Origin of the sequence: Nostoc sp. PCC 7107, from assembly GCF_000316625.1 — a bacterium.
Classification (GTDB): Bacteria; Cyanobacteriota; Cyanobacteriia; order Cyanobacteriales; family Nostocaceae; genus Nostoc_B.
This window is the reverse complement of sequence record NC_019676.1, coordinates 4,235,694-4,249,220: the sequence shown is the minus strand read 5'-3', so window position 1 is coordinate 4,249,220 and position 13,527 is coordinate 4,235,694. Positions and strand designations below refer to the sequence as shown.

Sequence of the window (13,527 nt, the reverse complement as noted above, 5' to 3'; positions counted from 1 at the left end):
ATTAATCCAAATATTTTTTTAGCTCAAATTATGATTGTTAAATTCAAACAAGCTTGCAAATAGGAAATCTACAGGCTATAGAAGAGTTTGAAAGAAAGATGGCAAGAGTAGTTCTTGCAAATCAAGTATGTTTGACCCTTTAAAGTATGTTGATGAACTCATTGACTCAAAACAGGAAAATGAGTTACTAAAGTGGCTGCGTCAACTGAATGACGAGGAAAAATTTACTTTTGTTTGGCGCGTATTAAACGCAAATCCTTGGCAGGGATGTAAGTTAGCCAAGAGATCGCAACTCAAGCCAATTTTTTTAGAAGTGATCCTTGCAAATGGTTTAGTTTACGGTGATGCAAGCACTGTTGAATGGTATATCAAAGCTGTTTTGCCCAATTTAGGCTACAAGCGAGTACTTGAGATTATCAAAGCTCATATAGATATTGCACCATTGTGTGTGTATAAAACTCTATACTGGCTACCTTGGTTATATCGAAACCAATCAAAGAAACTAAAAAATGAGATACAGACACTTATTGAAGAATTCAATCAAAAGTATCCCACTTATCAACCACGTAGAAGCACTGGCACTCATGCTTAACAGCTAGTTGCACACTCAGAGTGGCGTATGAAATAAATCATACCGGACTCAGCAATTTTCGCAAAGCACTTGTGAAAAAACTCCAAAACTCTCCTCTTATTCTTTGCGTCTACCCTGCGGGAACGCCTTGCGGCGAATGCGCCTTTGCGTGACGTAACCCAACATCCCACAACAACACCCAACGCAGAAAATTTCCTCACACTTCACCCTCCAAGCCTCAACGTTCAAGCAAAAAGGCTGAAACTTCAACCTCAAAGGCTCAATGTTCACCCTTTGAACCTCAACGTTCGAGTAAAAAGGCTGAAACTTCACCCTTTGAACCTCAACGTTCGAGCAAAAAGGCTGAAGCTTCACCCTCAAAGGCTCACCTTTCACCCTTTGAACATAAAACTTGAGCCTCAGAACTCGGAATGTCGAGTTCCGAGGCTCAAATGTCGAGTTCGGAAGTTGAAGCGATGTTCTCTCAGCAGAAAAGTTGACTTAACCAAACTGCTCAATAATACCGCCACCTAACACTTTTTCCCCGTCGTACCAAACCGCCGCTTGTCCTGGGGTAATGCTGAACTGTGGTTCATCAAATACCAAGCGGACACGGGAATTTTCCAAAGGAATTACTGTTACTGGTACAGGGTGAGAACGATAGCGGACTTGGACTTCGGCGTGAATGGGTGTAGTTGGTTCAGCAATGGAAACCCAGTTGACGCGCCCTACGGTACATTCTGGTTGAGTTACTTGGGTGCGATCGCCTACCACGACACGATTATTTACAGCATCCAATTCCACCACATACAATGGTTCAGCCGCCGCAATTCCCAAACCCTTACGCTGACCAATGGTGTAATGATGCACACCATCATGCTGTCCCAAAACTTTGCCTGTGGTATCCACAATTTCGCCTTGTTTAGGAGCGAGATATTTATCTAAAAATGCCCGCATGGAACCGTTGCTTTCGACTAAGCACAAATCTTGGCTTTCTGGCTTGTCGGCAGTTTTCAAACCGTATTCATTAGCAATCCGGCGGGTATCGGCTTTTTCCATTTCCCCTAGAGGAAATACAGAAGCCGCGAGTAAATCTTGAGACAAATCATACAAAAAGTACGACTGGTCTTTGTTGCGGTCAACTGCTCTTAATAATTGATAACGCCCAGTTGCTTCATCGTAGCCAATTCGGGCATAATGACCAGTGGCAATGAGATCGCATCCCAATTGTTCACGGGCATATTCCACCATTGGGCCAAACTTCACCGTTTTATTACACTGCGAACAAGGTAACGGCGTAATGCCAATACTGTAACCAGATACTAAATAATCAACAATGTTTGTCTGAAAGACATCCCGAATATCGACAACTTCATGGGGAATCCCCAGTTGTTCGCAAATATCAGCCGCGTCGATCATTCCTTCAGAGCAACATTGCCCTTTGCCTTTCATCAGCCAAAGGGTTAGACCAATCACTTCATAGCCCTGATTATGTAGAATAGCAGCAGCAACCGAACTGTCAACGCCACCGGAAAGACCTACGACAACTTTTTTCATATCTCTAATTTTTTTAGACTAGCAGCTGCTGACGATAAAATTGTCCAAAACTTTCACTTGATTCAGCACTAAAACAGTACTCTGAGTGCGAGTAGAGGCTTTTCACACAAGCACAACACGGCAGCCGCGCGACTGCTCAATTGTAGCATATATATCTCAAACCCTTGCTGGTTAAGCACTTGAGTTAATAAATAAATAATTTGTCATTATAGCGATCGCTAGATAAGTTAAGGCGAAAACTAATCATCAAGCATGGATACTCAACGGCTTTCAAACCTGTTCCTTAATAGGTATCCATTGCCACCTGTCTCTACTGATTTTATGCTTAGACTATATAGCTTGAAAAATTTTGTTACTAAATATGTCCAGACAGTTATCAGGTCAGTTTATGGCATTGCCAATAATACCCTTATTTTTGGGAAGTTCCTTGGCGATAATTTCCCAGATTTATCCAGCCCAAGCACAAATCAACAGTCATCATATTTTGCTGTCACAACAAACAGTAATTGAGACATTACCACCACCGCCAGATACTTTAGTCACTCCTGATAATCAACAAACTTTACCCCAATTGCAACCAGGGCAAATTCAGCAATATGAGCCAAATCCGCTGATTTACCCATCCAAAGACAATCAATCTCAACCGCAGCCTGTACTTGTGCAACCAAGTCAGCCAAATCAATACAGCCAGAACTTTGAACGCTACTTTGTCTATGTTAATAGTGATAATTACCAAACCCTGCAACGAGTTCGCCAAATTGAACCAGGGGCTTATATCCGGCAATATCAAGGACGTTCTATTATCCAATCAGGGGTTTTTAGCAGACCATCTAATGCCCAAGAACGTGTCAGACAATTGGAATCATTCGGTATCCGTGGCGCACAGGTTGTCAGCTTTGCGAATGGACAGGAAATACAGACTTTTAGCAATAACCCCAGAGGAGCTTCGGAAATTAGAAATAACAGATATTATGTTGTAATTCCAGGGAAAACCCAAGATTTACCTGTAATTGCTGACACAATTATCCGTAAAAGTGGATATTCGAGTTTAGTTCAAGAAAGACAAAAGCCGTTCGGCCCTCATGTAGCTGTGGGGCCGTTTGCAGAACGCGGTGATGCAGACAGATGGAATAAATATGTTCGGGATTTAGGATTTGGTGATTCCAGGGTTTATTACAGTAGGTGAGTGCTGAGTAATGAGTTCTGAGTTAAAAGTAAAGAGTGAAAGAGGTTCTGCAAATTTTATAACTTTTAACTCAACTCCTATCAGCAAGTGAACTGGGAAATTTAGAATAATGGAAAACGCATCTCCTATTAATATCAAGCACTCTCAAAATAGGCAAGAATATATTTCTCAAGTTGTCGTTACCGCTGCACAAATGCGGGATATTGAAGGGCGAGTATTTGCCGCTGGAATGCCTGTAGCTGCTTTGATGGAAAAGGTGGCGAGACTGATTGCTCTTCGCATTCAAGAGTTGTTTCCGTTGTCTGGGAATATGTATCGTGTGGGTATTCTAGTTGGCCCTGGTCATAATGGTGGTGATGCTTTGGTTGTCGCCCGTGAATTACATTTTCGTGGGTATGAAGTTTGGCTATATTCGCCGTTTTCTAAGTTAAAAGAATTAACTGCACAACATTTACAATACGCCCAAAGTTTAGGTATTTCTTGTTATGAAAATGTTGATCAATTGCCTGATTATGATTTTTTAATTGATGGTTTATTTGGTTTTGGATTAGAAAGACATCTGACTGATCTCATTGCTTCAGCAATTAATCAATTTAATGAATGGGATCAACCGATTATTAGTATTGATATCCCGTCCGGTTTGCATACCGAGACGGGCGAAGTTTTGGGGACAGCGATTTGCGCTACTTACACCTTATGCTTGGGCTTGTGGAAGTTGGGTTTATTGCAGGATCATGCTTTAGAGTATGTTGGCAAAGCAGAATTAATTGATTTTGATATTCCGTTTGCAGATGTAGAAGCAATATTGGGAAATACACCACGATTTAGACGGCTTACTAGAAAAACCGCACTTGCTACTTTACCTTTGCCGCGTCCAGCATTGACACATAAGTATAAAGCGGGACATTTATTATTAGTTTGTGGTTCGCGGCGTTATGCGGGTGGGGCAATTTTAACGGCTTTGGGGGCGCGGGCTAGTGGAGTGGGGATGCTTTCAGTGGCGGTTCCTGAATCGTTGAAATCAATTTTGGTGTCACATTTACCAGAAGCATTAATTATTGGCTGCCCAGAAACAGAGAATGGGGCAATTTTACAACTACAATTACCAGAAAATACAGATTTAAGTTCTTTTAATGCGATCGCCTGTGGCCCTGGTTTAACCCGTGAAGCGACTCCCATTGTCAGAGAAATTATTGAGAGCGATCGCACTTTAATTCTCGATGCCGATGGTTTAAATATTTTGGCACAAATGGGAACTATCCCCACCTTACAAAAACGCCAAGCGGTAACTGTACTGACACCCCATACAGGGGAATTTCAAAGATTATTTCCTGATGTGTCTGATGCCAAACATGACAAAATCAAAGCTGTCAGGGAAGCAGCCGCCCAAACTGGCGCAGTAGTATTATTAAAAGGGGCGAGAACTGCGATCGCCAATTCTCAAGGTGCAGTTTGGATTATTCCCGAAAGTACCCCAGCCTTAGCCCGTGGTGGTAGCGGTGATGTTCTGACAGGGTTACTTGGGGGTTTATTGGCACAAGCAACGACAAAACATCCGGTAGAAGATATTGTAGCTACTGCTTCTTGGTGGCATTCTCAAGCCGGAATTCTCGCAGCCCAAGAGCGGACAGAATTAGGTGTAGATGCGTTTACATTGACACAATATTTATCAAGAGTTATGGAAATGCCAATCTAATTACAAATTGGTATTAACCCAGCAATGCTAACTTACTCATAAAGTTTGAGGTTGTCTCATGCTGACTCTTTATCACAATCACCTCTCGATGAACTCTCGAAGAGTATGGATTGCGCTGCTAGAAAAAAAACTAGAGTTTAACTTAGTAGATATAAAACTGGATGGCGACCAACTGCAACCAGAATTTTTAGCGATGAATCCTTTTCACCACATTCCAGTTTTAGTGGATGACGGCTTGAACGTAGTGGAATCATTGGCTATTTTAGATTATTTAGAGGCAAAATATCCTATCCCTAGCTTGTTGCCTACCAATGCCAAAGATTTAGCAATTGTGCGGATGGTAGAAATGGCGACAGTCAATGAATTAGTCTCTGCGATGAATCCGTTAATTTATCGAATGATGGGTTTTCATGGTGGTGAAGATTCCCAGACAATAGAACAGGCAAAGTACAAAATATCTACAGGGCTAGAATTTTTGGAAAAATTATTAGGAGATAGCCCATATTTTGGGAGTGAGCAATTAACCCTAGCCGATATTGTGGCTGGATGTGCAATACCTTTGTTACCTATGATGGACTTTCCTTTAACGGACTACCAAAAATTGAATGTTTGGGCTGAACGGTTGATGCAGCGTCCGTCTTGGCAAACTACCCAACCCACCCCAGAATTAATAGAAGCTTTTAAATCTCGGATGCAAGCTTTGATGGCACAACGCGAGACTAATTGATAGTGACTTCGTAATTCGTAATTAAATATTGAACTAAAAATTACGAATTACGAATTATATAGTAATAGCCAAGGTAATTAAGATATGGGTAAAGGATAAAACTTGAACTCTGTTACCTGTTACCTGTTACCTGCTACAACTTAATTTGTTGTAAATGACTGCGGGGATTATATGTACGTATAGCCCGAATATTTTCATAATACTCCCGTTCTTGTGGGCTGAGGTCTTTTGGTGGTGCGATCGCCACTTTCACCATTTGATCACCGCGTCCACCTTTAGGTAAAGGCCAGCCTTTACCCCGTAAACGCAACGATTGACCGGAACGCACTCCCGCAGGTAATTTAACATTGACATTGCCATCGGGTGTAGGCACATCAATAGATGCACCTAAAGTCGCTTCATCGGGTGTAATTGGCACTTCACAAACCAAATTATCGCCTTCAATTTGGAAGAACGAGTGGGGTTGCAGTTCAACTTTTAAATACAAATCTCCCCGTTGTTGCGTCATCGGGTTGATTTGACCTTTACCCCGCACCCGCAAACGAGTACCGGGTTTAGCACCAGCCGGAATGCGAACGTCAATTGTCTCATTGCCCAAACTAAAACGCTTCTGCACACCAGCAAAGGCTTCCGAAAAAGTCAAGCTAATTGTCGCTTCCGCATCGGGAGCAGCACCAACGCCAGCATCTTGGAACCCAAAATCGTTAAAACCACTGCCAAAACCGCCACCTGGCGTACCTGTGGCAGTGCGATAAGAGTAGTTTTGTCTGCCAGTCGAGCGCGTACCAGGCGCACCACCAAAACGGCCTAACAACTCATTAATAAATTCATCAAAACTGCCGTATTGGCTGAAATCGAAACCATTCATATCAACCCCAGCACCACCGCCAGGGAAACCTTCACCAACTTGTTTCCAATATTGACCAAATTGGTCGTATTTTTTGCGCTTATCTACGTCAGACAATACTTCGTAGGCTTCGTTTACTTCTTTAAAACGGGCTTCTGCTTGTTTGTTACCTGGGTTAACATCAGGGTGAAACTTGCGGGCTAGTTTCCGAAAAGCTTGCTTAATTTCCTCTGGAGTGGCAGTCTTACTAACTCCCAAAAGTGAATAATAATCTTTGAAGTCGGTTGCAGCCATCTACCAGCCTCCTGTAGAAATTTTCTTTAAGTTTTTTTTGTAAGATGGGAGATTTATATTTTGCTAGGTATAGCAGAAGGCAGAAGGCAGGAGGAAAAGTCTTATTTTTCCTGGCATTCAAGCTTTCAAATTGTCCTAACATATCTGACTACTGCTATATAATGCCCAGCAATGAGATTCTGATTTTAAATTAACAAACAATACACCAAATCAAGTGGGGTTCTTGCTCACTGCACCAGCGCAATTTCCGTACTTTGGCAAAAAGGGAGTGAAGTCTGAAGTCTGAAGTCTGAAATTTCATGCTTTATCCTCCTGCCTTCTGCCTCCTGCCTTTTGACTATTAACTCTTCACCCTATTTTAATCAAGTCGTCTAATCCTTCTTCTACACTAGGTGGCGCGTCCCGGAGTTGGCGGTGCATCCGCAAGATAACTTCTTCGGGAACTCGGCGATCGCGGCGTTTATTTCGGGCTAAACACAGCCATACTGGTGTAGTCATCCAAATTCCGACAATTTGAGTAAAGCCCAAGTCGCGGGTACAGGCGATAAGTTCGCGGCGGTGGCTTCTTTGGGCATTGGTAGCATCAAAAACCGCTGATTGATTAGCGGCGACAGTTTGTTGGAGTTGCCGTTCAACTTCTTGCCAAACCAGAAACCAAGGCCCTTGAATTATTTCATCTCCAAACAATTGCCCCCGGATAGCATCTGTAGAAATCAGCTGCATCTGGGGGCATTCAGCAATTAATTGTTTTGCCACAGTTGACTTACCGCTACCCGGAAGGCCAATGAGTAGTATAAGTGCTGTTAGCGGTAGCGGGGCGTTCAGCCCGTGCTGAATGCTGAGGAGCCACTGCATTGGGCGGGTTCCCCGACTTGAAGCAAGTGGCGTTGCTGAGTCAGAAGCTAACAGAGAACAGTGGTAATCAGTTATACTCATAACTCAAAGTTTAAAACTCAGCACTCAGAACTTTTAAATAATTGTCCCATCAGGAATCACAGCGTTTTTGAGGACTACTACAATACCGCTACGGATGTAAAAGCCTTGACCTTCACGGTCAGCTTCTTGCACATTATCTTTGTTGATGATTTTTACATCGTGACCGATGCGAGCATTTTTATCAATGATTGCCCGACGAATAATGGTATCTGTACCAATACCTACGGGGATGTCATTTTTTTCGATGCTGCATTGACGTTCGACGGAAGGTTGATAAAAGTCTGCACCCATGAGCAAAGATTCTTCGATGGTACAGCCCGATTCAATCCGCGATCGCACACCTAAAACTGAATGTTGAATGCGACAGTTTTTCAAAATACAGCCTTCACCAATAATTGATTCAGTGACATGACACTCTAATAATTTGGTTGGTGGTAGATAACGCGGGCGAGTGTAAATCGGTGCTTCTTCATCGTAGAAGCTAAAAGGCGGTTGCGGTTGCTGGGTCAAGGCTAAATTGGCATTATAAAATGCTTCAATCGTCCCAATATCTTCCCAGTAATCATCAAATAAATACGCTTGAATGTTGAAATCTTGGGCTGCATCAGGAATAATTTCTTTCCCAAAATCAGTCCTTTCTAATTTTTCGCGCAACAACTTGATCAAAACTTCTCTTTTGAAAACATAAATCCCCATAGAGGCGATGTATGGTTGTTGTTGGGCTTGCTCTTTATTTAAACCCAAGACAGTAGTATCGACCTGCATTTTAGTTAGAGCCTCACCTTTGGGCTTTTCACTAAAATCAATCACTCTACCAGCTTGATCAATTTTCATCAAACCAAAATCAGAAGCCCGGCGATCGTCAATGGGTATTACAGAAAGGGTAATATCAGCATTGGTGTCTCGATGGCGCTGAATAAATTGGCGGTAATCCATCCGGTAAAGATGATCACCAGAAAGAATCAGATACTCATCTACATCCCATTCCTCCAACATCCATAGATACTGACGCACCGCATCGGCTGTACCTTGGAACCAGTTTGGGTTTTCTGGTGTTTGCTGTGCAGCTAACACTTCCACAAACCCTTCACTGAATCCACTAAAATTGTAGGTACGGGCAATGTGACGATTCAGAGAAGCTGAGTTGAATTGTGTCAGGACGTAGATTTTAAAAATTTCCGAGTTAATACAGTTACTGACAGGGATATCGATTAAGCGATACTTCCCCGCCACGGGTACTGCTGGTTTGGCCCGGAGTTTGGTTAAAGGGTAAAGGCGGGTGCCTGCGCCACCACCGAGAATGATTGCTAAAACTTTTTTCACAAAATTTCTCCCGACTGCCTTTCAACTCTCACTCCCAGTTTATGACTGTATGTAGCCTCTGATAAGGGGGGATCGAAGATTCTCCGAGATGAATTTTGGCAAATCACGTTAAAAGAAGAGAGTGAAGGGGTCTAGGAGTATATGTATCTAAAACCCTTACACCCAGAAAATCTTTGTGCGTAAGTCCTAGATTAGCGACATAATATCTATCTCTAGCAGGCTAAAGTCAAGCCAACCAAGAGCGTATTTTATTTACGGTCATACAACAACCCCATAATCGTTTATAGATAATGAACTTTAGGCGATCAAAGAAATCTCAGTCTTCTACTCCTGACCAACAGCATCAGGGGAATCAAAATCAATTATTTCCGATTGTGGGGATTGGTGCATCTGCCGGAGGTTTAGAAGCATTTATCCAATTACTTAACCATATATTATATCTATGTCTGAAACTTCTACTTCTCTAAGCACAACACGCCCGACGTTCATCTTAGTCGATGGACATTCTTTAGCATTTCGTTCTTACTTCGCTTTCGCCAAAGGACGAGATGGCGGACTACGAACTAAAACAGGGATACCGACGAGTGTCTGCTTTGGTTTTCTCAAATCTTTGTTGGAAGTCATGGCGACACAACAGCCACAAGCAATGGCTGTGGCCTTTGATTTGGGTTTACCAACTTTCCGCCATGAAGTTGATGATACCTACAAAGCCGACCGTCCAGGTACACCAGAAGATTTTGTGCCTGATTTGAAAAATCTGCAAGAGTTACTCACTGGGTTGAACCTGAAGATTTTTACTGCGCCTGGTTACGAAGCTGATGATGTGTTGGGAACGTTATCACAAAAGGCGACGGCTGCCGGATACAAGGTGAAAATTTTAACAGGCGATCGCGATTTATTTCAACTAATTGACCCAGACAAAGAAATTACAGTTTTAAACTTTAGTCCCGATGCGCTAAAGCGAGCTACAAATAGCATCACAGAATTTAGTACTGAACAAGTTAAAGAAAAATTAGGCGTATTACCTACACAAATTGTCGATTTTAAAGCTCTGTGTGGTGATAAATCAGATAATATTCCTGGGGTAAGGGGCATAGGCGAAAAAACCGCAGTTCAGTTGCTGAGTACTTATGGTTCTTTGGAAAACATTTACGCTGCACTCGCTGAAATTAAAGGCGCAACTCAGAAAAAACTTACAGAAGGTCAAGAGGATGCTAAAAAGTCTCAATATTTAGCCCAAATAGTCACCGAAGTTCCGCTGGAAGTTGATTTAGAAAACTGCAAACTCACAGGATTTGACACAAGTACTCTCACGCCTATTTTAGAGAAACTAGAATTCAGTACTTTTTTAAAGAAAATCAACGAAATTCAACAGAAGTTTGGTGGTTTAGTTCCAGAAACTCCTGCAACATCAGCAGAAAGAATCACTGATGAAGATGATAGTGATTTATCATTTTTTACTGCTGCTGAAACAGCCGATTTCCAACAGCAACCAGTTGCGGAAATTCAACCAAGAATCATCAATAATCCAGCCAAACTTACCGAATTTGTAAATTTATTAAAACAATTTACTGACCCGGCAAAACCAGTGGCGTGGGATACGGAAACCAGCGATTTAGAACCACGAGATGCAGCTTTAGTCGGAATTGGTTGTTGTTGGGGAACCCAACCAGATGAATCAGCTTATATTCCCATAGCGCATAAAAACGGTGAAAATTTAGATAAAGAAATAGCACTTGCAGCACTACGCCCAATTTTAGAAAGTGTTGATTATCCAAAAACATTTCAAAATGGTAAATTTGACCGCTTAGTATTTCGCTGTCAAGGAATTAACTTAGCGGGAATTGTCTTTGACACCATGCTGGCTAGTTATGTTTTAAATCCTGATACCAGCCATAATTTAACTGATTTGGCTTTACGTTATTTAGGGTTGTCTATTCAAAATTATGCCGAATTAGTTCCCAAAGGTAAAACCATTGCTGACATAGATATCTCGGTTGTAGCAAATTATTGTTGTTTCCAGGTTTATGCTACATGGCAATTAGTAGAGAAATTGCGCGAAGAACTCGATAAATTTCCAGCTTTATCGCAACTATTACTCGAAGTAGAACAGCCATTAGAAGCAGTTCTCGCAGAGATGGAATACACAGGTGTTTGCATTAATTCCGCTTATCTGGGAGAACTATCACAACAACTAGAAATAGATTTAGCCAAGTTAGAAGCACAAGCAACGGAAATAGCTGGGGAAAAATTTAATTTAGGCTCTCCCAAACAGTTGAGTCAAATATTATTTGAAAAGTTAGGATTAAGTACTAAATATTCCCGCAAGATTCAAACTGGCTATTCTACCGATGCAGCGACTTTAGAAAAGCTATTAGAAGTTGATAATACTGGGTTTGTAGAGGCGATAATTGAGTATCGTACTTTAGCAAAATTAAAGTCTACTTATGTAGATGCGCTACCTGCATTGGTGCGTTCAGATACTCAAAGAGTACATACTGATTTTAACCAAACGGCAACATCAACGGGGCGCTTATCTTCTTCTAATCCAAATTTACAAAATATCCCCATTAGAACTGCTTTTAGTCGGCAAATTCGCAAAGCATTTTTACCAGATAAAAATTACTTAATGGTAGCTGCTGATTACTCACAAATTGAGTTAAGAATTTTGGCACATTTGAGTCAAGAACCCTTGTTAGTGCAAGCATATCAACAAAATGAAGATATTCACACAGTTACGGCTCGATTAGTGTTTGAAAAAGATGATATTTCCGCAGATGAAAGAAGAGTAGCGAAAACGATTAACTTTGGTGTAATTTATGGGATGGGTTCACTGCGTTTCTCCCGCTCAACGGGGATAGATAAAAACGTGGCTAACGAATTTATTAAGCGATTTAACGAACGATATTCTCAAGTTTTTGCCTATTTAGAGGGAGTAAAAAAACAAGCGATCGCACAAGGTTATGTCGAAACAATTCTCGGTCGTCGGCGTTATTTTGATTTTACTCATAACAGTTTACGCAGGTTAAAAAATAGCAATCCTGAAGAGATTGACTTAAGTAAATTAAAAAATTTAGGTGCTTTCGATGCGGGGTTACTCCGTTCTGCTGCCAATGCACCCATTCAAGGCTCAAGTGCCGATATTATTAAAATTGCAATGGTGAAATTGCATGAAATTTTAAAACATTATCAAGCACGTTTATTGTTGCAAGTTCACGATGAATTAGTGTTTGAAGTTCCGCCTCAAGAATGGTCAGAATTGCAACCGCAAATTAAATCAGTGATGGAAGGTGCAGTGTCTTTGAGTGTGCCGTTACTGGTGGATGTGCGTGCAGGCGATAATTGGATGGAGACAAAGTAAGTAGATTTTCAGGAAGTATGATAAATTTTTTCATACTTCATATTTTAAATATGCCAATTTACGGGCCGGATATCATTAATTTTGACGGTGTAACTGGCCATCGCTACTGGTTCTATGACCATTTTACTTACACTGGGGTAGCTGATATTGATGAACGATTAAGTGGTTTTCCTGTAGCTGTCTTTTTACCACAGCATCAGCCTGCAAAAGATACGCCGTTGGTAATTGCTTTGCAAGGAATGTGTGCGCCATTCGGCTGGAATGCTTTTATTGTGCCAACATTGACGCAAATGGGTATAGCTGTAGCTTTATTCGATACGCCTTTTGCCGGCGAACGTAGCTTAGTACGGACATTTACATCTGTAGTTCAGAACGAAATTAAACCATTAATTGACAGTGGTATTGACTTTGATACGGCACTATTTTTACGTATATTTCGGAGTACGGCTCAAGATATTGCGAGAATAGGAGACTTTTGCGGCGATCGCTATCATCTAAGTCAGACAAAGCTGGCACTATTCGGAGTTAGTATGGGAGTTCTGCTATCTGCTTACGCCTTTACAGCCAATGGTGTGGGAGATAGACTATTGGGAACTATTGGTCATGCTGATCTTCAGTCATTTGCTAAAAGTTGGGGCTATGGATTCTTGCCAGATTTAGCAGCTTCTCCTTTAGGTGGATTAGCAGAAGCATTGTTAAAAAAAGTACAGCCTGATTTGCAACCGGTGATCAAGCTTTTACAGTTAGCCAAACATCTCAAATACCAAGATGAATCTGCTTGGGAATGCAACCCGATGAACTATGTCGAACAAGTTAAGTTTCCCCGACGGGTGCGCTTTTTGGTTGGGGCTAACGATCCGATTGTGAGTATTAAAGATACTCGTGCTTGCGCTCAAAAGTTCCCCGATGGTGCTTATTATGTGGTTCCGGGTATGGGACACGGAACCAGACAACAAGGACTAGCATTTGTTGATCATGTGCGTTATTTCCTCGCTACCCAATTAGACGACTGGCAAAGATAGAAAACGA

10 protein-coding genes are annotated in these 13,527 nt (G+C 41.7%); 6 read left to right on the top strand and 4 right to left on the bottom strand.

Translation table 11 applies throughout. The annotated features are described in order from the left end of the window. Positions 1–127: 127 nt before the first annotated feature. The gene (locus tag NOS7107_RS18245; protein ID WP_015114426.1) at positions 128–592 is read left to right on the top strand and encodes a hypothetical protein; all 465 of its coding nucleotides are present in this window, start codon (positions 128–130) and stop codon (positions 590–592) included. A 480-nt stretch (positions 593–1,072) separates the two neighbouring features. Here the strand turns inward: NOS7107_RS18245 and mnmA are convergent, their stop codons facing one another. Continuing rightward, positions 1,073–2,128, bottom strand: coding sequence for a tRNA 2-thiouridine(34) synthase MnmA (mnmA, locus tag NOS7107_RS18240; RefSeq protein WP_015114425.1), 1,056 nt, complete (start codon positions 2,126–2,128; stop codon positions 1,073–1,075). 388 nt (positions 2,129–2,516) lie between these two features. Here mnmA and NOS7107_RS18235 point away from each other — a divergent pair, with 388 nt between their 5' ends. The 3 genes from NOS7107_RS18235 to NOS7107_RS18225 all read left to right on the top strand — a co-directional run bounded on the left by NOS7107_RS18235 (position 2,517) and on the right by NOS7107_RS18225 (position 5,737). Then, positions 2,517–3,314 (top strand): hypothetical protein, encoded by a 798-nt coding sequence (locus tag NOS7107_RS18235; RefSeq protein WP_015114424.1) that lies wholly within the window; start codon positions 2,517–2,519, stop codon positions 3,312–3,314. A 109-nt stretch (positions 3,315–3,423) separates the two neighbouring features. Beyond that, positions 3,424–5,010: a bifunctional ADP-dependent NAD(P)H-hydrate dehydratase/NAD(P)H-hydrate epimerase gene (locus NOS7107_RS18230; protein ID WP_015114423.1), complete on the top strand. Its 1,587-nt coding sequence runs from the start codon at positions 3,424–3,426 to the stop codon at positions 5,008–5,010. A gap of 58 nt (positions 5,011–5,068) precedes the next feature. Next, positions 5,069–5,737 (top strand): glutathione S-transferase family protein, encoded by a 669-nt coding sequence (locus NOS7107_RS18225; protein WP_015114422.1) that lies wholly within the window; start codon positions 5,069–5,071, stop codon positions 5,735–5,737. 133 nt (positions 5,738–5,870) lie between these two features. Here NOS7107_RS18225 and NOS7107_RS18220 read toward each other — a convergent pair whose 3' ends face one another. From NOS7107_RS18220 to NOS7107_RS18210, 3 genes are all read right to left on the bottom strand, one after another. Next, entirely contained in the window at positions 5,871–6,878 is a 1,008-nt protein-coding gene (locus NOS7107_RS18220; RefSeq protein ID WP_015114421.1) for a DnaJ C-terminal domain-containing protein, read from the bottom strand. Between the two features lie 348 nt (positions 6,879–7,226). Continuing rightward, positions 7,227–7,814, bottom strand: a complete 588-nt coding sequence (locus NOS7107_RS18215) for an AAA family ATPase (protein WP_015114420.1) — start codon at positions 7,812–7,814, stop codon at positions 7,227–7,229. A 33-nt stretch (positions 7,815–7,847) separates the two neighbouring features. Beyond that, positions 7,848–9,137 (bottom strand): glucose-1-phosphate adenylyltransferase, encoded by a 1,290-nt coding sequence (locus tag NOS7107_RS18210; RefSeq protein WP_015114419.1) that lies wholly within the window; start codon positions 9,135–9,137, stop codon positions 7,848–7,850. A gap of 442 nt (positions 9,138–9,579) precedes the next feature. Between NOS7107_RS18210 and polA the strand changes: the two genes are divergently transcribed. Together polA and NOS7107_RS18200 are read left to right on the top strand one after the other, a co-directional pair. Then, positions 9,580–12,498 (top strand): DNA polymerase I, encoded by a 2,919-nt coding sequence (gene polA / locus NOS7107_RS18205; protein WP_015114418.1) that lies wholly within the window; start codon positions 9,580–9,582, stop codon positions 12,496–12,498. A gap of 17 nt (positions 12,499–12,515) precedes the next feature. Further along, entirely contained in the window at positions 12,516–13,520 is a 1,005-nt protein-coding gene (locus NOS7107_RS18200; RefSeq protein WP_253274454.1) for an alpha/beta hydrolase, read from the top strand. The last annotated feature ends 7 nt before the right edge of the window (positions 13,521–13,527 follow it).